Source organism: Paenibacillus amylolyticus, from assembly GCF_051136285.1.
Lineage (GTDB): Bacteria > Bacillota > Bacilli > Paenibacillales > Paenibacillaceae > Paenibacillus > Paenibacillus amylolyticus_F.
This window is the reverse complement of the sequence record NZ_CP194938.1, coordinates 2,054,369-2,073,151: the sequence shown is the minus strand read 5'-3', so window position 1 is coordinate 2,073,151 and position 18,783 is coordinate 2,054,369. Positions and strand designations below refer to the sequence as shown.

Sequence of the window (18,783 nt, the reverse complement as noted above, 5' to 3'; positions counted from 1 at the left end):
AGTCGGGGGTGGGGATGCCGCATGGGGCAAATCATTTTTCTAAACCGGAGCAAAGCATTTCCTTACAAAAGCTGGATTCCTGAAATCACCGAAAAACTGACGTTATTTACGCAGCTTGATATTTTAGAAGAAGATGGCTATGATTTTGTTTTCAAAAAAAAAGCTTTGGATGATGATGCACTTACGGAATGGGAACTAATCGAGCTAAGTGAACGGCATTCCGTTAAAGCGATCGTATGCCATTCGGAGTATGACCTCCTCCGTGCTGCAAAATTGCGCGAGTATTTCTGCTTGTCTGGACAGAATGTGGAAAGTGCACTCGCTTACCGTAACAAAGTCATCATGAAAGATTGGGCTAAGAAGGCTGGCATTAAAGTCGCTCACTATCGAGAGATCGTGACTCCTGTTGACATGTTCGCATTTATTCGTGAATATGGCTACCCAGTGGTTATCAAGCCGATCGACGGGGGTGGCTCACGCAATACTACTGTGTTACAGGATAGCAGTGAACTTAGGTTGTTTTTGGAAGAAGGCGTGCCTCAAGGCATGATGATTGAATCGTTCGTTGAAGGAGATATGTACCATGTCGATGGATTAATGTACCAGGGAGAAATGCTGTTTTCCAGTGTTTCTCGGTATGTTAACGGATGTCTTTCCTTTCATTCGGGTATGAGCCTTGGCAGTGTCATATTAAACTCGGATTCCAATCTCGTTCAACGGCTTCAAAGCGAAACGGAGCGTACGCTTCATGCGTTGCCTACTGCTCCGGTGATCGCTTTTCATGCGGAGTTTTTTCTTACGAAAGATCATCATATCCTGTTGTGCGAGATAGCCAGTCGTACAGGCGGTGCTCGTGTGGTTGATGCTATCCAAGCGGCTTTTGGGATCAACTTAAACCGGGAATGGATTCGACTGCAATGCGGGTTGGAACCTGAATTAGTAAATATAGGAAATAATATGAGGCGCACCACAGGCTGGCTTTTCATTCCTCCAGAACAAGGGACTCTTCGCTCAATTCCGACAAGTACGCCTTTTGAATGGGTGATTAGCTATTTACCAGCTTTGCGAGAGGGGGATCGAATGACCGGAGCTGTTTCAAGCGTGGATCACATAGCAAGCTTTGTCCTTGAAGGAACTGATGATCGGGAAGTTGAAGCACGTATAAGGGAATTGGATCAATGGTTCAGGGATCAAATTCGAATTGAAACATAAGGGGGGCGTGTATGAATCAGAATAATACATTGTTCTCCTCGTCATTTGTTATTTATTTGGTGGTTAATACGATGTTTTTCATGGGAATAGGAATTCAGGGGATTGCTATTCCCTGGCTCCTTCTTGAGAAGTCAGGAGGGGCCCTTTCGGTAGGAATTATGCTCTTTATCCGAGCGTTACCCGGCATTTTCCTTGTGGGGATGGCCGGTGACTGGGCGGACCGTTATGACAAGCGGAAGATTTGTTTCTATATGAATTTGCTACAGGCAGTGCCTATGGTGATAATCTCCTTTTTAATCGAACAAAATGTTGCGGGATATGTTTTTGTTTATGCCGTTACATTGTTCTTATCGATCGGGAACACTTTTTTTGTCCCAGCCGCCCGGGCATATATGCAGGAACTGAAGAAATCGTCCAATTTGATGAAAGCAAATTCTCTTCATGAAACTACATCCCAGGTTGGAAATATCATCGGTACTGGACTTGGCGGTGTTCTGGTTGCTGTTGTGAACGCAACAAATACGTTGGCAATCGGAGCATGTGCTTTTTTGTTATCTGCCGTTTTGGTGCGCTACATGAAGCAGCTAACTAATCACAGGAATGCTTCACATGAGCGACTAAGCCGAAGGCATCTTTCGTTGACTGTAAGATATATCGGTGAGCGCAAGAGGCTGCTGACAGCTATTTTGTTTATTTTGATTCCTTCGCTTGTCGTGCAGGTTAATAACATTCTTGTTGGGGCATATGTAAAAGACGTTCTCCAGCTTGGCGCAGACAGTTTCAGTTTGGTCAGTATCATGTACTCAGCAGGAGCTTTGCTGTCAGGGGTGCTGCTGTTATCCGCAAAAAATCTTGGCACGGGACGCAAAACGATTTTTACCGCCTTGTTGTTGTTGTCCGTTGCCCAAGGGTGGTTCGGAAATACATATCATATTACGGCAGCAGCTTCGGCTATTTTTTTGGTGGGTTTCTTTGTGGTAATGTCGCGTAGTTGGATTAATACCAAGATAATGGAGGAAACGGAGGAGGCATTCGGAGGACGAATTCAAAGTGTAGTTAATATGATGAACTCCCTCATGATCTTATCTGTAGGCCTCGTCATCGGCATATCCGCCAGTGTAGTAAGCTACCCCATGATTTATTTTTCGGTTGCGGGGATTGGTGTGGCGGCCGCAGTGTTATCTTGGCATTATTTCAAGGACGTAAACGAAGCCAAGGTGCAAAGTAATGTAGCGAAGGAAGAGAAAAAAATGTAGTCTCTTATTGAAATAAGGCATAAGGGATGAATAAGGAAAAGTCAAAGCTGATCACCCCTTTGGGGAGATCAGCTTTGACTTTATGGGGATGTATCACCAACCGAGACAATATGATCTTGTTTTTATTCCAGGAGGTATAGGGACTAGAAAAATAAAAGAAGATATTGAATTTGTGGATTGGATTCGAACTGCCGAATCAGTAAGGATAGTAACAACCCATGCTAATGTGTATGATTCACTTGAGCCTTACTGCAAAGAAGTAATTAAAACGAGAACTGTTAAAGATGGAAACGTGATAACTGCCGGAGGAGTAGCGACATCGATTGATTTGGGACTATATTTAATTGAATTGTTTGCAGGCCAAGAAGAGGCCAATATAGTAAAGAAACAAATTGATTATCCCTACACTGCAGTAGGAATCATTGAGGCGTAAGTTCTTCGCAGTGAGGGTCGTAGATGCCTTAACGTTATAGTGGAATAGCCAGTAGAAAATGGCAGTAGAACATACAAAACTGTGCAAATCAAAGGATGAAGGATACAAAGAAATTGGTGACAAATTGGTTCCAGAACTTGAGAATGAGATTCATATGGATAAAATGAAAGAAAATGAGCAGCAAAATTGCAAAGCACTTAATTATCCTGAAAACATTGATTATTCTCATGATAAAATTAATAATGAATACATAGCTTATCAAGGAGGCGGTTCAAATGGTAATCATGAATATTCGGACAGAAATTAGAGGGATAGCGCCTACTCGTTCATAAACTGCGTGTTTCTTTCTTGATGAGGGCAACCAGTGCAAGAATATCAAATTATAAAAATGAATGATTTTTCAAATGATCAGATCAATCCAATCAGAATGCTAAAACAGTTGTGCAAGATACACGATAACTCAAGTTTGAGGGTGGGGATCGAGAGCCTTAAAGAGATAGATGGAGATCATGCTTTTCTTTGCCAACAGGAAGATCAGTTAGTCGGTTTTCTAAGTTGGTATTCTTCAGATGGGATCGAAGCCAATATTAATAGTATGGTTCATCCGCAATTTCGTCGTTCTGGTGTTTTTCGGGAATTACTTCAAAGGGCAACGTCGGAGATGCAAATGCAGGGCATCCGTACTTGCCGTTTCAGAATTCCATCAAACTCTGAGTCAGGCATTGAGTGTATAAGACATTTAGAGGCTAGCTTTAGTTCATCTGAATTCTCTATGACCTTCAAGGGCATAGAAGATACAAAATTATGTTTCGGAGACGTTAATCTGCGATTGGCTACTGAACAGGATTTAGAGTTTTTGATTAAGTGCTTATCTCAGGCTTTTGGAGATTCCGAGTCTTGGACTAGGGAGTATCTGAGCCATACTAAAGAATCTTCACGTATAACTTATATTGCCATGGACAGTCTGACACCAGTAGGGATGATTAGAGTTAATTGGCTTCATACGAACACTGCCATTATCCATGATTTTTGTGTGCTTCCTGCATTTCAGGGGAGAGGATATGGCCGTGAAATTCTGTCGAAGGTAGTTAAGTTCTTGCAAAGTCAAGAGTACTCTCCAATCCGCTTGAGTGTAGTTACTCAAAATAGACGTGCATTAAGTCTGTATCAGTCAATAGGATTTGATGTGTCTGCCGAATCTCTTTATTATGTGATCCCTATTGATAACATTTAGTTGATTAAGTTAAGGAAAAGAACGGGCTACAAATTTTAAAAAAATTTGGTATATCAAAGAAAACGCTGAAATCCTATAACATAGTATTCACGCTGCAGGGCTATCTCCCTTGGTTGTCAGATGCTAATCATAGTAGGAAGCTCAGACAACAAATGACCCAGCCTAAGATAAGAGCTATCTAAGGCTGGGTCATTTTATTAATACAGGAACGTTATCTGATATTTTTGCATGAGGTGAATGTATCAAATGATAAAATTGAATATAAAAGTAATGACCTTGATCTTATTTTTAATTTTGACTGCCTGTTCGGCCAGTAATGAAAAAGATCCTTCTAACTCCATCTTTCAGGTTGGGCTAGATGAAATTGAAAATGTTAGGGTCAACGAAACTTTTCAAATCGTTGGGTATTTGAAAAATTCATCAAAAAAGACAGTGGAGATATCTCATGGATCAGGCATGTTCAGTTATGAGATTTATAATGAAGATGGCGAGAGAATCCTTCCAAACGCAACCGTGCTATTAGAAAACGCTATTGGCTATCAGGTTGAGATTCGACCAGGTGAAGAATATAGAAACAATGGACAAGACCAACGAAGTAAGGAATATTATGAATTCGTTATCCCCCAGCCAGGCAATTACAAAGTTAAAACGAATGTCGAATTTATGATGGATAATGATGGCAAGCAAAAGAAAATAAGCTTATCGAGTGAATCCAAAGAATTTAAAGTGCAGGAATGATGCAACGCATAAAGAAACAATAGTAGAGGCATTTCGAGCAAGACAAATTCACCGGACACATAGCTGAAAGAAGTTCTTAGTTTAGGAGGAATTCATATGATATTAGAAAAAGTTATAAATCAAATTAACATACAGAGCGAATATAAGGATTTGGTTGATACGTATGTAGAGTATATCCTGAACGAATTCAAAGATAAAATTCATAGCATTTATATGTGTGGCTCGATTCCTAAAGGAACCGCTCAACCTTTTAAGTCAGATGCAGACTTTACGATTGTATGTGCAAATCCCAAAGATATTGATTACGAAAGATTGTCAATGATGAAAGATAGGCTTTTGGAAGAATATCCATTTGTCACGAAGATGGATACGATCATTTGCTCGATGGATGATGTATTAAGTAGACCGAATGAATGGGGTTTTTGGGTTAAGATCATTTGTGTTTGCATACATGGGGAGGACATTGGTGAAAAAGTACCCCCGATCATCATTTCTCCAGAATTCATTTTAGACTTAAATACAGATACCAAGGAGGAAGTGGAACGTGTACATCGTTCACTTTCTAATGTTAGTGATGACGCGATGAAAACTAGATATACTAAAGGTTACTCGAAGAGATTACTTCGTGCATTATACTCATTGATTATCGAAGATACAGGGGTATGGGAAGACGACATGACTAAGATGAAAAATGCTATATTCAACTATTGCGAGATTGACTCCGCTTTAGTTGAATATCTGTATGCTTGTTACTTGGATAGTCGTCATGTACCTGTTGAAGAGTTTCTGAGAAATGCAGAGGAAGTATATCGCTATTTCGAGAGTGCCTTAAATACAATGGCTGCCTCCAGAAATTCGTTTGGCTAGCACCACTCAAAATGTTAGCTGTATGGTTGAATTTAAGAAATGAATGTGAGGTGGGACAGATGAAGGAGGCTACTCCTAAATACGTTGATAAAGCATCCATGGAAAGTCTTATACAAAAGTTAAATCTGCCGCCACTCACTCCATTTTCACAGGACTGGGAATATACGTCGGCTGATGCATCGAGATTAGATGAGTTCATTACGTATTACGAGAATCATCAATTAAACGACAATGAGAAATTTACACTGATGATCATTATGATCTCTTCATTGGATGACTACCTTTCCGAAGGAAAAGGAACGGATGATAAGAAACTATGGAATAGAATAAAACAAAGTCTACGTAAAGACTATGAGTTACATATCCATACTATTAATTACTGGGCTCAAGATGAGAATGATCTGGAAGATTGTTTTGCAGTCACACCCTATGTCAGAGAGATGCGAACCTAAATCGAAGGTGAATACTACAATGATTGAAAAAGAAGAAATCATGGAGAGGTTATTAATAGCCGTGCCCTCCTATAAGGATAGATACGAACGGTACATCCAAGAGAACGATGAACTTGGAGAAGAGAGATTGATCTATGTAGATATAAGTGACTTCGTCAAACATGTTATTGAGTGTTATCAACGTAAAAAGACGGATGAATTCGATGCATTATTCGAAGTCATTGAAGAGCTTCATACGAATGGAGATTCATATGTTAAAGAATTTGCTACAGTCGGTATTCTTGAATCATTTCAGAACCAATTACCGGATGAGAATATTGAGTATAGTGAATTTGAAATAATATTAAAACCAGAATCAAAACGATGGTGGAATCATTTGATTGATACTTGGAATGGAAAGAATCCATACATTGGAGGACCGATTAAGGAACAATCATAATTTTCTGGATGCTATTCGAGGTTGAACACAATATGTTTTGGCATTCTGTATGGGGTAATCCCGATCCCTTGGGTAGTAGATGGAAAGCTAAGGTTAGAGATAACCAAGAGGTATTATTATAATTTCATGGACGGGTATGTAAAAGAAAATACAATGGATAATACATGGTTGAAATTAATACCTGATTTTATCAATCTTAGACAGTTTGGAGTAGTTTCAGCGATTTATAGAAGTTATGATTTTAATAATTATAACAACTGGAGTGATTGGGACAAGGAAGCATTGAAATTTTATTTGAACAATATCCAGAATGATATTCCTTATATTGAAATGGATTTCTGCAGGTAGTTCAATCGGCATCACATAACATTATATTTATGATGATCTTGGATTTTTGATTACGAAAGAAAAGAGATTGATAAGGTATTTAAGAATATTTCATAGAAATGAATCACTTAATCTTGGAGAGGAATGATTCTATGAAGATGGCTTTCATTTTATTTAATGGAGTAACATTTCTTGATTTTGTTGGTTTCTATGATGTTATTTATCGATTGAACTTATTCGACCAAACCAAAGGTACAACATGGGACATTTGTGGATTGACTGAGGAAGTGACAGATGAGCTTGGGATGAGAGTAAAGGTGAATGTAATAAAACCTGATTTATCTCAATATGATCTTGTTTTTATTCCAGGAGGTATAGGGACTAGAAAAATAAAAGAAGATATTGAATTTGTGGATTGGATTCGAACTGCCGAATCAGTAAGGATAGTAACAACCCATGCTAATGTGTATGATTCACTTGAGCCTTACTGCAAAGAAGTAATTAAAACGAGAACTGTTAAAGATGGAAACGTGATAACTGCCGGAGGAGTAGCGACATCGATTGATTTGGGACTATATTTAATTGAATTGTTTGCAGGCCAAGAAGAGGCCAATATAGTAAAGAAACAAATTGATTATCCCTACACTGCAGTAGGAATCATTGAGGCGTAAGTTCTTCAAGCATTGCTCTCTACGCTCCTTGGTACACGAGAGTCATTTCCAGTAAGAGATTTTAGTTGGACAAAATATATTAATGAGGTGAGAAATTTGAAGTATTTCTTCGGGGTGTTAACCATATTAGGAATAACATTGCCCTACATGACGTTCATCCCTTGGATTGGTGAAAACGGATTCAATTTAACAATGCTATTGAATGAAGCAAGACAGAATCGAATTAGTGAGTTTGCTTGGTTGGATGTATTAATTTCAGCAGTCGTTTTGATTGGATTTATCATATATGAAGGAAAGCGAATCGGTATAAAACATATGTGGGTACCGATCATTGGAACATTAACAGTTGGGGTTTCATTTGGACTGCCATTATTTTTATTATTGCGTGAAATTCATATGGATAAAATGAAGAATAGATAAACTGGGAAATTGGTTATAGGTAAGTGGCGGATTCATGCAGTTTAATTCGATTGATGATTTATTGAAATTATTAATAGAGATGAAGAGTGAATAGAAGAACGTTATATACATCTTTTTGGAATAGTCGTATATTTCATTTGTGGTAAGCAAACCATATGAGAAAACAAGATGAATCATGCCTAAATTTAGTCAGATTTTGCGGAGATATCCCTCATAAACAAGGAGAAGTGAAGATGAGAAAACTCGTTTTATTTCTGCACGCATCGCTTGACGGTTATGTAGAAGGACCCAATGGTGAAATGGACATTAGCTGGGTTTCTTACGATGCGGATTTGGAGAAACACGCGAAAGAAGTTCTGAGCACTGCTGACACGGTTATTTGGGGACGTGGGACGTATCAGATGATGCACGGTTACTGGCCATCTGTACGTTCAGACGCATCAGCCTCTCAGCATGAACGAGAGCATGCCGAGTGGATTGAGAAGACCACCAAAATCGTTTTCTCTACAACGCTGGACGATGTCGAGTGGAACAATTCCCGATTGGTAAAAGAAAATATCGAAGAAGAAATCAAAAATCTCAAACAACAACCAGGCCAGGATATGGTCATACTCGGTAGTCCGCGGTTTGCACATTACCTTATGCAGCTTGATTTAATAGATGAATATAAAATTACGGTATCTCCTGTATTAATCGGAAGTGGATTACCGTTATTCCAAGGTCTCAACCAAAAGATCAATCTTCAACTTATTGAAAATAAAACCTTTGATTCCGGGGCTTTAGGTCTCTTTTATCGAGCGATAAAATGAAGGGATTTTCTTGAAGTAAAATAAAGGGAGAGAATCCCATCACACACGACCCAGTCTAAGATAAAATGATCTAAGGCTGGGTCATTTCGTATAGGCTTAGATGATCAATATCAATTAATTGAACGCGAAATGGTTGATTAACATTAAAGTTAAACAATATAAACTGGAGGTATGGAAGATGAAGATTGAAGATATTTACAATGATTTACCTGTACTTGAGACTTCAAGAACGATACTTAGAAAAATTGAAAAGAATGATGTGCAGGATATCTATTCTTATTGTAGTGACCCGGAAGTGTCAAAATATACAACATGGCATCCGCATATGAAAATAGAGGATACAGAGAATTTTGTTGATTTCATCATAGATAAATATAACAAAAGCCAGATTAGCCCATGGGGGATACAAGATAAAATAACAGGGAAGATCATCGGAACTTGCGACTTTGTAGGTTGGGATATCAATCACCACAAAGCAGAGATTGGATACGCATTGTCAAGAGATTATTGGGGACAAGGTTATATGACGGAGTGTGTGAAAAAAATAATCGAATTTGGTTTTGAACATATGAACTTAGTTCGAATTGAAGCTAGATGTATATCAGCGAATACGGGTTCTTCAAGAGTCATGGAGAAATCAGGAATGGAATTTGAAGGGGTTTTTAGAAAACATGTATTCATTAAAGGGAAGTTCGAAGACCTCAAAATGTATTCCATTATAAATGAGAAGTCAGCGAAAAGAGTGGAAGATAACATTGCCGTTACATTATGAATGGCTTAGACAGAAAAAGAAGGATGGGTCTATCGAGAAGAGAGGCAGGTTATTGAAATCTTCCATGATGGAATAGTAAGAGTGATAAAAAAGAAAGAATGAGGGTAGTAAGAATGAGGATCATAAGAGATAAAGAAGAACTCGAAGGCACTTGTTATATTGAAGTTTTACCAGGAACGTATCTTGAAACGTGTTGGAATGAGTTTGTTTTTTCATGGAGTAATATAATTGAATTTTCAGGAGAATGGATCGAGAGATTAGAAAATCTCCAAAATCTAATGTTATCCCATGAATTAAAATTTCAATGTGATCTTGAAAAGTATAAAAGTATTGTTGAAGAAGTTAAAACGATGAGATGCTGAGTGAGTCTAGGGAATGAGAGAAGAGCAGCCAAAATGGGAATTAATCATGTTATTTTGGAATTTCATGGAAAGAACGAACTACAAGCAAAGTAATCCCTCCAACAGAAGAATTTGGGAGAATACAATATAAACACAAAAAAGAAAGTTATGATGGGAGAAAGAGTGAATTAAATGGATACACTTGAAGTCATTGAGCAAACGAGTGAATATGTCGATGTTAAGCATCCTGTAATTGTTATCAATGGCAATCCACTCGATATCTATCTCGATCAGTACTATCCTGATCACCATTTCCTAGGTTTAGTACCGACAGTGACTGAATGGTCTAGTTTTAAAGAAGAACTAGATTTATTACTGACTCGGTATTATTCTGAACAAGAGAATGCGATTTTGCCTATTTTGATGTGCCCAGATGATACTGATCTGATGTGCACTGTAATTGTGGCTGAAGTTACAAAGAATGATAAAGAAGTGATTTGGAGCAAAATCGGGATGGATATGAGCGAGCTAGGCATACCTTTTAATTATGAACTTATAGGCACCACTGTAAATTGGCTGGATCTCATACCTGAATTACGATTTGATAAATAGATTTATTTTGAAGCTCTCAAAGAAATTTATAAACCGAAGGATGAGCTTCGATAATTGGGGGAGAAGTACCAAAGTGAAATGAAATAAAGAGGAGTCATCCAGGATGATCATAGAAACTGAAATGACAATTGAAACATTAAAAGATCTCGTAGGCGCAGGAACAAAGCATTTTAAAAAAGTCGAAGTAACAGAATATGGAGGTATTCATTATTTTAATTTTGACGAAGTGATTTTTGAAGAATGTATACTGTCATTGGACTTTACTGGCTCATCTTTTAGACATGCAAAGTTTATTCATTCGAACATTAAAGCTTCAATGTTTGATGAAGCTAATTTATCTCATTCAGAGTTTATTGATAATAGTATTGATGCTTGTACGTTTAAGAATGCCCAAATTGATGGAATTGTTTTTCTTAAGAATACTCAATACTCAAGTGAAAATACAATTGAAGATTTAAAAGAAATGGTAGGCAAATAAGAAATTATGTGATAGTAAAACCCAAGTATCTGTCTACAAAGAAAGCTAACAAAGTTATCTGAAACAACGAACGACTTTTGGACGTCTATATAAGAACCAATAAATCGTAAATTATCACAGACAAGAGTATGCATAACGGGTCTGGGGAAGGAATGAATCAAATCATAGCCAACATCTTAACGAATATAGAGTTTTATCTAAGAGCATTATTCGGATACGATGATATTGTTAATTACCATTTTAGATTGTAACTACATTTCTGGGGATACTTATCTGGTTGTTCATAGGTTACCTGTTAGATGTAATGATGCGATCAAAACATAAATCGAAGTTGAATCAATCCAAAGGATGAGTACTAGACAAAGCGTACATAGCAGACTACATACAAAGGAGTTATACATAATGGTAAATCATATGACCACATTGGGATTTCGTGTGCATTCCCCAGAAGATTTTGAAAATATCGCCGAGTATGCAATTTCAACTGGAACCAGAGTCTGCTTGAAGACTGAAGAACTACTCACAAGGATTATCAACGAATGGGACCCGCTTGCACTTCTGGCTGGTGGGGCACCAAGTAATGAATATGATATTGAGGTAAAAGTGATAAGCAAACAAGTAAACCTAGCTACGAACGAAACTCAAATAGCTCAAATCATTTATACAACATTCAGAGACAAGACGGGGATAGAATTAAATCTATTGAGCTGCTTGAAGTGTGCGTTTCAAATGGTCGAGGAGATAAAGGGTTAATCAACAATGAAAATAGAATAAAAAAACTGAACCATGTATGTCGTTTTGTTAAATAGTCACTTCTAGGCTGACATCTCAGCCGTACAACTGTGATGTCAAACATGAGCCCCGCGATTCATTGTCGCGGGGCTTCTCCATAAGGTGCTGCATCCAGCTATAGCAGCACCCCACTCTTACGCGGCTTACCCGTCCACAGCCGCGCCATGCTTCACCTTTTACAAAAATATTGACGCAAGCGTAACTGGACTTTCTGAATTGACAAGATAGAGAAGAAATGTCATGTTTTTAATACGAACTATGATTAGATGCTGGCCCTGAATGATTGATACATATCGAATCTGAGGAGTGATGGTGGTTGGATATTAAAAATCAAAATGGTGATTTTCTTGGTAAAATTCAAATTGAATCGTTGGATAGCGAAGATGGTATGGACCAGATCATAGGCAATCTGAGACCTGGTGATGGGAAAGCTATATATATTGCCGATGCCACAGAGAATCAGTTTACGCAGCAGACGAATTATGCAGCTGTTGCGTGGGAGTATGGTTTGGAACGGTTAAAGCAAACGTTGACTCAATGGCAGCCTGGATTTCCGTCAGATGTTGAAGTACAGTCTATTCAGGTCTACTATGGATTCGATAATCTGACACCGGATGAGATTGAAGCGATGGCGGAAGAAAGCGAAATGACAGGAAAGAATGTGATCGTCCGCGATCTGAAACCGAACAATAAGCTTGTAGGGGTCAGTATCACCTATAAAGGAGAGAACTCGTTTACACTCCAGATTTTCGGAACTACCAAAAGTCGAATTGGGTTGTCTGAATCTGAGTTGGCTCAGGTGAGAACATTACATGTACGAGGTGTAGAGGCCTTTTATTTTACAAACCATGGTACAGACCGCTTGATTTGGATTGAAGAAGGAAGTAGTGGAAAGGCGCTACAATATGAACTATTTGGCAAACCAATGCCTGCCGATATCCTTATTAACATAGCAGAATCAATGACTACGTAGAACGGGAGAATCGAGAGTATGGATGATTTCACGAAAAGACGCATACAAAAAATAATGAACAGCTACACTGAAAATGCTATACCTAAGCAGTTCAAAAATCAGATCAAAATGGGCTACAAGATGCGAGGCAATAATGTGACGCTGTTCCAGGAAAGACAAGCCTTTCGGAGTGATGAATGGGTGAAGTTACCGTACGCACAGTTTAGATTAGTAGAAAACGTATGGAAGGTATACTGGCAAGATAGTAAGGGGAAATGGCATTTTGTGGATGACATTGAACCAAGTGAGGATTTTGAAGCGTTACTTGAGATCGTGGATCAGGGCCATGATGGAATGTTTGTGCGTTAATTTTGATAAGAACAACAAGGGGTGTTATACATGATTACATTCAAAGCAACCCAGCTTACCCTAAAAGATCTCCAAGTCAAACCGGAAACTGTCACAGAGAGTGACACCTTCTTTAGCTGGCACGTCAACTTGTTCACGTTGTATGGTAGAAAACACTATGTGTTTGTGAATGATTTATCTATTCTGAGCTTAACGGTAAGTGGAATCAGAACCAAACAGGCGAATAAGCTGTTAGCCATTTTTAAAAAGAATTTGGAAGCATATATGGCCTTTGAGGGCATTCCCCAGGAATGGGCACAGTATTATCTGGACCAATGTAACGAACGCTTGATTACCAAAACGGACAGTCGAAGTGTAATCGGGAGCATGAACGAAATCATATTTGTGATGAAGGCTCTTGAAGGAAATGACAATGATTTTAGAGATGAGAATGCACGACACAAATTTAACAATCGCGGCATTTACAAGCCAATTGATTATCATGAGCCGATCAAGGTGTTTGTTAAGGAGCTACAGATGAGGTTTGAGGCGAGGTGAAAGGATGGGTGTTGGTCAAAAATATAAACGCAAAATCATGCGATCTAATCGATTATTCTATTGGCATGTAAGCCGGATCTGGACGATGAAGGGATCATTAAGTTACATATCGTTTCTGAGGATAAAAAGCTTATCGTAACCTATGAGGTGGGACCATGCAGTAGAGGCCATAAGGAGTTTCCCATGTTAGTCATCATCGGTAAGGAATTCGAGGGCTGGACAGCAGAGTATGTTGGTCACAGAAGAGCACTAACACTAATATGGAACGATGAAATTGTCGCACCAAGGCTGATTGGACAGATCATCGACTGGTGTTTACTGAAAGATAAAGAGATCAGAGAGATGAAATGGAAAGGTGAAATTATTGCATATGGAAAAGAAACCATCGTTCAACAGGTGATGCCTGGGATGCCGTCTATATGTACACCTCTGGGAACCGTGGAATTCTCACTTTCGGTCTCAAACCAATCCTATCTTGCAACAGATTACGGCAGACTTCCAAGCGGTGGGTGGTTGTATAGGTATTACTACGACTCATGGGACTGTGAACTCGCGATTTGTAAAGTGGATGTAGAACTTGCTTGCGATCAGGCAGTAGAAGAATGCTGGGGAGCTGTATTCAGAATCAAACCGAAGAGTGGGCACCGGATTGATGAGTGCAACTTCACATCCTTGTGGAAAGAGGGATATAACTGGACAAGCTGTGGATCAGATACAGGAGAAGGACTCGAAGCGATTGAATATAAAAATCAAACCGATCAGTTACATATGGGTACACAAGACGGAACGCTGTTAATGATGAGGAGAAACCAAGGGGATCGGATTCCAAAATCCTTCGGTAAAGGTATGGATGTTGAAGCACAGGGGTACATCCTGAACTCAGGAAAAGGGATTAGTGTGCCCATGTCACAGATGGAATCAGATGAAATATGTGAAATTCATTTTGTAATTGCATGGAAGAGGTATGTAGAAGAAAATGTGTCTACCTGGCTCGCTGTGGATCAATTTTCAAAGGATATATTAAGAGGGGCAGGCCTCAGATAAGCAGAACTAATCTCATAGATGAGGGTGATACATATGGAAAGAGGACTCATTATCTTTTTAAATGGAACGTCAAGTTCAGGCAAGACAAGCATTGCGCTGGAAATGAAAAAGCAGGGAGAGATGCCGCTACATCATCTATCTGTAGATCAGTTTTTTCAAAATTATGATCAATTCATTGATACGACATATCCGGATATGAAGCCAACAAGAGAAATGGAACCGGGTGTGATGTCAGATATCCTTTTTGGCCCGATTGGCTCATTGTACTATGCAACCATTAAACTATTTTCGGAGCTGGGCCTCAATGTAATTGTGGATACGGTTATCAGTGATAACGAGTTTTTCAACAAATTTTATGATGTACTTGCAGACTACCCGATACTGTTTGTTGGTGTACACTGCTCCACAGAAGAACTCACCAGAAGAGAGCAGAGCAGGGGGGATCGTGAGATCGGACTTGCTCATTCTCAGTTCGACTACGTATACGCCTATGATGAGTATGATCTGGAAGTGAATACAGAAGAGCTCAGTTCAACGGAGTGTGCGGAAAAGATATTAAGTTATATGAATTCCGGGCAAGAGTACTCGGCATTTAAAAAGTTAAGTCGAAGCTAACTAGAAGATCAGTGAAATAGAAGGGACGACTAATTATAGTTTCATAAGGGTGTTGGACATGTTAAACCTAACGATTCTTCGTTAGGTTTTTTTCTTGTTTCTACAAGATCATCGTTAGATAACGATAATGATCAGGTTTAGTGTAGAAGTCGTCTATATTATCGCGAGTGGGCACTCTCGGTGCTGCTAAGGTGTGGTGTAATCGCACCCATCGAATATTTTATTTATATATAGAATTGTTCTATAAGTAAACCCGTTGACGATGTTCCTGTTGGAATGCTATTTTTAGATCAATTAATTCCTAGTTAACATGTAAGAATTAGTGGTTTAAAATAAAGGCGAACATAATGGGGGAGAAAAACATGAAAAAATGGTCTGTTCTAACACTTACAACTGCAATCGTATTGGCGCTGACAGGATGCAGCACCGGGGGAGACACGAAGACAGCATCGGGCGCTGATGGAGCGAAAGAACCAACCAAGATTATTGTGGGAACAGGCACACAATTTCCGAATGTCGCTTTTATTGACGAAAATAACAAACTGACGGGATATGATGTAGAACTCGTCAGAGAAATTGATAAACGGCTTGATGATTATGAGTTTGATCTGCAGACGATGGAGTTCACGAACTTGCTGCTCAGCCTCGAAACGAACAAAATTGACATGGTCGCACATCAAATGGAGAAAAACCCGGAGCGCGAAGAGAAATATCTATTCAATAAAGAAGCGTATTCCCACTGGAAGAACAAAATCGCGGTTCTCAAAGATGACAATACCATTCATTCCATTGATGATCTGAAAGGCAAAAAAGTGTTAACGACAGCAACCAGTGCCCAGGCCATCTTGCTGGAAAACTACAACAAGCAGAATAACAATGCACTTGATATTGTGTATTCCAGCGGTGTGGCGAACGATTCCATCGCACAGCTCAAGGCTGGACGGGTTGCAGCATTTGTAGCAGCGGACTTTACGCTTCCACTCATTGATCCGAGCGGCGATCTGAAACTGGTGGGTCCACCACTCAGTGAATCGGATACCCTGTTTATGTTCCGTAAGGATGATCCTGAAGAACAGAAACTTGCTGATCGCATCGATGAAGCACTCAAGGAAATCAAGGCAGACGGTACATTGAAAAAACTTAGTGAGCAGTGGCTTGGCTTTGACGCTACGCAATCGGAAACCAAATAACACGTAGAGGAAAGGCAGGTCGCAGCGATGGGTGCACCATTTGAATTCAGTTATGTCATGGACTACTTTGTAAAACTCCTACCCACCATCAGTACTACGCTTCTCATTGTCGTTAGTGCAATGGTGCTTGGTCTAATCATCAGTTCCATCGCGGCACTGCCGCAGATGTACAATATTCCGGTGCTGAAACAGCTGTCTAAGCTGTATGTGTCTTTTTTTCGCGGAACACCGATCTTGATTCAATTGTTTTTGTTCTATTACGGTGTGCCTGAAATTTTAGGTTTGTTCGGTATTCATGCCAACCGTGCACCTGCCATCTACTTTGTGATTATGACTTACTCGCTTAATAGTGGAGCATTTATGGTGGAGATGATTCGGGCTTCAGTCGCTTCCGTGGATCGTGGTCAGGTAGAAGCTGCTTATGCCATGGGCATGTCTGGCCCGCAAGCGTTCTTCCGGATTGTATTGCCCCAGGCGTATGTGACGGCACTACCCATATTCTCCAACATGGTGATCGGTAGTCTGAAGGATACATCCCTTGCGTTCAGTGTGGGTGTCATGGAGATGACGGGCAAATCGTCTACACTGGCAACGATCTCTCGTCATTTTATTGAAGCGTACATCTCACTGGCACTCATTTATTTTGTTTTGAGTTTTGTGCTGGAGAGGGTGTTCCATGTACTTGAGCGGAAAGTGCAGAAGAGGGGGTTTGCTCCGATATGAGCTTTGATGCTTCCTTTGTATGGACCGCGTTTGTGCAACTTCTCGGAGTCATCCCGACTACACTGGCTATCACGGTGGTCTCGGTGGTGCTTGGTTTTATCATCGGCACAGCGGTTGCGCTACTTCGCCAGTTTCGGGTTCCTGTACTAAGCCAGCTTGGGACAGCCTATGTTACGTTTATTCGCGGAACACCGATGATCACACATCTGCTTCTGATCTATTTCGGTCTGCCGATGATCATTGACAGCGTGTCTTCATCACTCGGACTTGGGTTCAACTCGTCGTCCATTCCATTGATTGGCTTTGCTTATCTGGCGTTCTCGATTACGGCTGGAGCCTATGCGTCAGAAATTGTCAGATCCGGCTTGCTCGCGGTGGATCGCGGTCAGATCGAAGCGGCGTATTCTCTGGGCATGACAGCGACGAAGGCACTGCGCAGAATTGTGTTGCCGCAGGCTTTTGCAGCCAGTCTACCCAACATTTCTAACATGCTGATTGGCATGTTGCATGGCTCTACACTGGCATTTGCGGTCTCGGTGGTGGAGATTAACGCCAAGGCACAAATTGTTGCATCGACCAACTGGAAATTTTTCGAGGCGTATGTGGCGGCAGCCCTCATCTTCTGGGGTCTGACCGTCATGATTGAAAGACTGACCGCAGTGGCAGAGAAGCGGTTCAGATCGTACAACCGGGGAGGCGTGTCATGATTGAACTCAAGCAAATACACAAAAGCTTCGGAGACAATAAGGTACTGTCAGGCATTGATCTGAACGTGGCGCGTGGAGAGGTCGTTGCGATTCTGGGACCCAGTGGATCAGGCAAAACGACGCTTCTGCGCTGCATTAACTATTTGGAAAAACCGGATTCCGGGCATATCACACTCGGTGACTTTACCTTGGATTACGGAAAGCACGCCAAAAAGGACATCCATGCCTTACGCCAAAAATCAGCGATGGTATTTCAGCAATATAATCTGTTCCGCCACAAAACAGCGTTGCAAAATGTAATGGAAGGACTTGTCGCTGTTCGCAAAGTGGCTAAAGAGGAAGCGCGAACGCGGAGTGTCGCCTTGCTTGAAAAGGTAGGTCTCGGAAACAAGCTCGACTCATATCCTAGCCAGCTTTCGGGTGGACAGCAGCAACGCGTCGGCATTGCACGGGCGCTGGCGATGAACCCAGAGGTTATTCTTTTTGACGAACCAACCTCCGCGCTGGACCCGGAACTTGTAGGCGAGGTGCTGGCGGTTATTCGCCAGATTGCAGAGGAAGGCATAACGATGATTATCGTGACTCACGAAATGGGTTTTGCACAGGAAGTGGCGAACCATGTTGTATTTATGGATGGTGGAGTCATTGTGGAAGAAGGAGAGCCGAAGCAGTTGTTCCGCTATCCGAAGGAAGAACGGACAAAGCAGTTTCTCAAACGCATTACACCGGATACTGCATATTCCATATAAGAAAACGGGATCAGAAACATGATAAGGAATATCTAAGGGGGAAG

Annotated in this window: 26 protein-coding genes; all 26 read left to right on the top strand. The window is 40.3% G+C overall.

What is annotated here, in order from left to right; translation table 11 throughout:
- Positions 1-21: 21 nt before the first annotated feature.
- The 26 genes from ACR8BL_RS09185 (at position 22) to ACR8BL_RS09060 (ending at position 18,739) form a co-directional block, all read left to right on the top strand.
- On the top strand, positions 22-1,212 hold the full coding sequence (locus ACR8BL_RS09185) for an ATP-grasp domain-containing protein (RefSeq protein ID WP_434752333.1): 1,191 nt from the start codon (positions 22-24) through the stop codon (positions 1,210-1,212).
- Between the two features lie 11 nt (positions 1,213-1,223).
- A complete protein-coding gene (locus ACR8BL_RS09180; protein ID WP_434752332.1) occupies positions 1,224-2,468 on the top strand; it encodes an MFS transporter in 1,245 nt (414 codons plus the stop codon).
- An 82-nt stretch (positions 2,469-2,550) separates the two neighbouring features.
- On the top strand, positions 2,551-2,901 hold the full coding sequence (locus ACR8BL_RS09175) for a hypothetical protein (RefSeq protein WP_434752331.1): 351 nt from the start codon (positions 2,551-2,553) through the stop codon (positions 2,899-2,901).
- A gap of 58 nt (positions 2,902-2,959) precedes the next feature.
- Positions 2,960-3,208 (top strand): hypothetical protein, encoded by a 249-nt coding sequence (locus tag ACR8BL_RS09170; RefSeq protein ID WP_434752330.1) that lies wholly within the window; start codon positions 2,960-2,962, stop codon positions 3,206-3,208.
- Positions 3,209-3,265: 57 nt separating this feature from the next.
- The gene (locus tag ACR8BL_RS09165) at positions 3,266-4,135 is read left to right on the top strand and encodes a GNAT family N-acetyltransferase (protein WP_434752329.1); all 870 of its coding nucleotides are present in this window, start codon (positions 3,266-3,268) and stop codon (positions 4,133-4,135) included.
- A gap of 246 nt (positions 4,136-4,381) precedes the next feature.
- Complete coding sequence (locus tag ACR8BL_RS09160) at positions 4,382-4,873, top strand: hypothetical protein (RefSeq protein WP_434752328.1); 492 nt, start codon at positions 4,382-4,384, stop codon at positions 4,871-4,873.
- Between the two features lie 96 nt (positions 4,874-4,969).
- Complete coding sequence (locus ACR8BL_RS09155; protein WP_434752327.1) at positions 4,970-5,740, top strand: nucleotidyltransferase domain-containing protein; 771 nt, start codon at positions 4,970-4,972, stop codon at positions 5,738-5,740.
- Between the two features lie 59 nt (positions 5,741-5,799).
- Positions 5,800-6,192 carry a hypothetical protein gene (locus ACR8BL_RS09150; protein WP_434752326.1) on the top strand — a complete coding sequence of 131 codons (393 nt, stop codon included), beginning with the start codon at positions 5,800-5,802 and terminating at the stop codon, positions 6,190-6,192.
- Positions 6,193-6,211: 19 nt separating this feature from the next.
- Complete coding sequence (locus ACR8BL_RS09145; RefSeq protein ID WP_434752325.1) at positions 6,212-6,631, top strand: DUF7674 family protein; 420 nt, start codon at positions 6,212-6,214, stop codon at positions 6,629-6,631.
- 21 nt (positions 6,632-6,652) lie between these two features.
- Positions 6,653-6,979 carry a hypothetical protein gene (locus ACR8BL_RS09140; protein ID WP_434752324.1) on the top strand — a complete coding sequence of 109 codons (327 nt, stop codon included), beginning with the start codon at positions 6,653-6,655 and terminating at the stop codon, positions 6,977-6,979.
- Positions 6,980-7,110: 131 nt separating this feature from the next.
- Positions 7,111-7,629, top strand: coding sequence for a DJ-1/PfpI family protein (locus ACR8BL_RS09135; protein ID WP_434752323.1), 519 nt, complete (start codon positions 7,111-7,113; stop codon positions 7,627-7,629).
- Between the two features lie 96 nt (positions 7,630-7,725).
- A complete protein-coding gene (locus tag ACR8BL_RS09130; RefSeq protein WP_434756646.1) occupies positions 7,726-8,049 on the top strand; it encodes a DUF2834 domain-containing protein in 324 nt (107 codons plus the stop codon).
- A gap of 233 nt (positions 8,050-8,282) precedes the next feature.
- A complete protein-coding gene (locus ACR8BL_RS09125) occupies positions 8,283-8,858 on the top strand; it encodes a dihydrofolate reductase family protein (protein WP_434752322.1) in 576 nt (191 codons plus the stop codon).
- A 178-nt stretch (positions 8,859-9,036) separates the two neighbouring features.
- Positions 9,037-9,630: a GNAT family N-acetyltransferase gene (locus ACR8BL_RS09120; RefSeq protein ID WP_434752321.1), complete on the top strand. Its 594-nt coding sequence runs from the start codon at positions 9,037-9,039 to the stop codon at positions 9,628-9,630.
- A 533-nt stretch (positions 9,631-10,163) separates the two neighbouring features.
- On the top strand, positions 10,164-10,583 hold the full coding sequence (locus ACR8BL_RS09115) for a hypothetical protein (protein WP_434752320.1): 420 nt from the start codon (positions 10,164-10,166) through the stop codon (positions 10,581-10,583).
- Between the two features lie 103 nt (positions 10,584-10,686).
- Positions 10,687-11,061 (top strand): pentapeptide repeat-containing protein, encoded by a 375-nt coding sequence (locus ACR8BL_RS09110; RefSeq protein ID WP_434752319.1) that lies wholly within the window; start codon positions 10,687-10,689, stop codon positions 11,059-11,061.
- A gap of 402 nt (positions 11,062-11,463) precedes the next feature.
- Entirely contained in the window at positions 11,464-11,814 is a 351-nt protein-coding gene (locus tag ACR8BL_RS09105) for a hypothetical protein (protein ID WP_434752318.1), read from the top strand.
- A gap of 355 nt (positions 11,815-12,169) precedes the next feature.
- Positions 12,170-12,826 carry a DUF4367 domain-containing protein gene (locus ACR8BL_RS09100; protein WP_434752317.1) on the top strand — a complete coding sequence of 219 codons (657 nt, stop codon included), beginning with the start codon at positions 12,170-12,172 and terminating at the stop codon, positions 12,824-12,826.
- A gap of 18 nt (positions 12,827-12,844) precedes the next feature.
- The gene (locus ACR8BL_RS09095; protein ID WP_434752316.1) at positions 12,845-13,174 is read left to right on the top strand and encodes a DUF3024 domain-containing protein; all 330 of its coding nucleotides are present in this window, start codon (positions 12,845-12,847) and stop codon (positions 13,172-13,174) included.
- Positions 13,175-13,204: 30 nt separating this feature from the next.
- Entirely contained in the window at positions 13,205-13,711 is a 507-nt protein-coding gene (locus ACR8BL_RS09090; RefSeq protein WP_434752315.1) for a DUF6933 domain-containing protein, read from the top strand.
- A gap of 183 nt (positions 13,712-13,894) precedes the next feature.
- Positions 13,895-14,755 (top strand): hypothetical protein, encoded by an 861-nt coding sequence (locus tag ACR8BL_RS09085; RefSeq protein ID WP_434752314.1) that lies wholly within the window; start codon positions 13,895-13,897, stop codon positions 14,753-14,755.
- Between the two features lie 33 nt (positions 14,756-14,788).
- Positions 14,789-15,370: a chloramphenicol phosphotransferase CPT family protein gene (locus ACR8BL_RS09080; protein WP_434752313.1), complete on the top strand. Its 582-nt coding sequence runs from the start codon at positions 14,789-14,791 to the stop codon at positions 15,368-15,370.
- Positions 15,371-15,732: 362 nt separating this feature from the next.
- Complete coding sequence (locus ACR8BL_RS09075; RefSeq protein ID WP_434752312.1) at positions 15,733-16,560, top strand: transporter substrate-binding domain-containing protein; 828 nt, start codon at positions 15,733-15,735, stop codon at positions 16,558-16,560.
- A gap of 27 nt (positions 16,561-16,587) precedes the next feature.
- On the top strand, positions 16,588-17,283 hold the full coding sequence (locus ACR8BL_RS09070; protein ID WP_434752311.1) for an amino acid ABC transporter permease: 696 nt from the start codon (positions 16,588-16,590) through the stop codon (positions 17,281-17,283).
- The gene (locus tag ACR8BL_RS09065; protein WP_434752310.1) at positions 17,280-17,990 is read left to right on the top strand and encodes an amino acid ABC transporter permease; all 711 of its coding nucleotides are present in this window, start codon (positions 17,280-17,282) and stop codon (positions 17,988-17,990) included. The genes ACR8BL_RS09070 and ACR8BL_RS09065 overlap by 4 nt, the downstream gene beginning before the upstream one ends.
- Positions 17,987-18,739, top strand: coding sequence for an amino acid ABC transporter ATP-binding protein (locus ACR8BL_RS09060; protein WP_434752309.1), 753 nt, complete (start codon positions 17,987-17,989; stop codon positions 18,737-18,739). The genes ACR8BL_RS09065 and ACR8BL_RS09060 overlap by 4 nt, the downstream gene beginning before the upstream one ends.
- Positions 18,740-18,783 lie beyond the last annotated feature (44 nt).

Coding starts and splice junctions, on each gene's coding strand:
- ACR8BL_RS09185 (WP_434752333.1), top strand. CDS start 22: ATGGGGCAAATCATTTTTCTAAACCGGAGCAAAGCATTTCCTTACAAA.
- ACR8BL_RS09180 (WP_434752332.1), top strand. CDS start 1,224: ATGAATCAGAATAATACATTGTTCTCCTCGTCATTTGTTATTTATTTG.
- ACR8BL_RS09175 (WP_434752331.1), top strand. CDS start 2,551: ATGGGGATGTATCACCAACCGAGACAATATGATCTTGTTTTTATTCCA.
- ACR8BL_RS09170 (WP_434752330.1), top strand. CDS start 2,960: ATGGCAGTAGAACATACAAAACTGTGCAAATCAAAGGATGAAGGATAC.
- ACR8BL_RS09160 (WP_434752328.1), top strand. CDS start 4,382: ATGATAAAATTGAATATAAAAGTAATGACCTTGATCTTATTTTTAATT.
- ACR8BL_RS09155 (WP_434752327.1), top strand. CDS start 4,970: ATGATATTAGAAAAAGTTATAAATCAAATTAACATACAGAGCGAATAT.
- ACR8BL_RS09150 (WP_434752326.1), top strand. CDS start 5,800: ATGAAGGAGGCTACTCCTAAATACGTTGATAAAGCATCCATGGAAAGT.
- ACR8BL_RS09145 (WP_434752325.1), top strand. CDS start 6,212: ATGATTGAAAAAGAAGAAATCATGGAGAGGTTATTAATAGCCGTGCCC.
- ACR8BL_RS09135 (WP_434752323.1), top strand. CDS start 7,111: ATGAAGATGGCTTTCATTTTATTTAATGGAGTAACATTTCTTGATTTT.
- ACR8BL_RS09125 (WP_434752322.1), top strand. CDS start 8,283: ATGAGAAAACTCGTTTTATTTCTGCACGCATCGCTTGACGGTTATGTA.
- ACR8BL_RS09120 (WP_434752321.1), top strand. CDS start 9,037: ATGAAGATTGAAGATATTTACAATGATTTACCTGTACTTGAGACTTCA.
- ACR8BL_RS09115 (WP_434752320.1), top strand. CDS start 10,164: ATGGATACACTTGAAGTCATTGAGCAAACGAGTGAATATGTCGATGTT.
- ACR8BL_RS09110 (WP_434752319.1), top strand. CDS start 10,687: ATGATCATAGAAACTGAAATGACAATTGAAACATTAAAAGATCTCGTA.
- ACR8BL_RS09105 (WP_434752318.1), top strand. CDS start 11,464: ATGGTAAATCATATGACCACATTGGGATTTCGTGTGCATTCCCCAGAA.
- ACR8BL_RS09095 (WP_434752316.1), top strand. CDS start 12,845: ATGGATGATTTCACGAAAAGACGCATACAAAAAATAATGAACAGCTAC.
- ACR8BL_RS09090 (WP_434752315.1), top strand. CDS start 13,205: ATGATTACATTCAAAGCAACCCAGCTTACCCTAAAAGATCTCCAAGTC.
- ACR8BL_RS09085 (WP_434752314.1), top strand. CDS start 13,895: ATGTTAGTCATCATCGGTAAGGAATTCGAGGGCTGGACAGCAGAGTAT.
- ACR8BL_RS09080 (WP_434752313.1), top strand. CDS start 14,789: ATGGAAAGAGGACTCATTATCTTTTTAAATGGAACGTCAAGTTCAGGC.
- ACR8BL_RS09075 (WP_434752312.1), top strand. CDS start 15,733: ATGAAAAAATGGTCTGTTCTAACACTTACAACTGCAATCGTATTGGCG.
- ACR8BL_RS09070 (WP_434752311.1), top strand. CDS start 16,588: ATGGGTGCACCATTTGAATTCAGTTATGTCATGGACTACTTTGTAAAA.
- ACR8BL_RS09065 (WP_434752310.1), top strand. CDS start 17,280: ATGAGCTTTGATGCTTCCTTTGTATGGACCGCGTTTGTGCAACTTCTC.
- ACR8BL_RS09060 (WP_434752309.1), top strand. CDS start 17,987: ATGATTGAACTCAAGCAAATACACAAAAGCTTCGGAGACAATAAGGTA.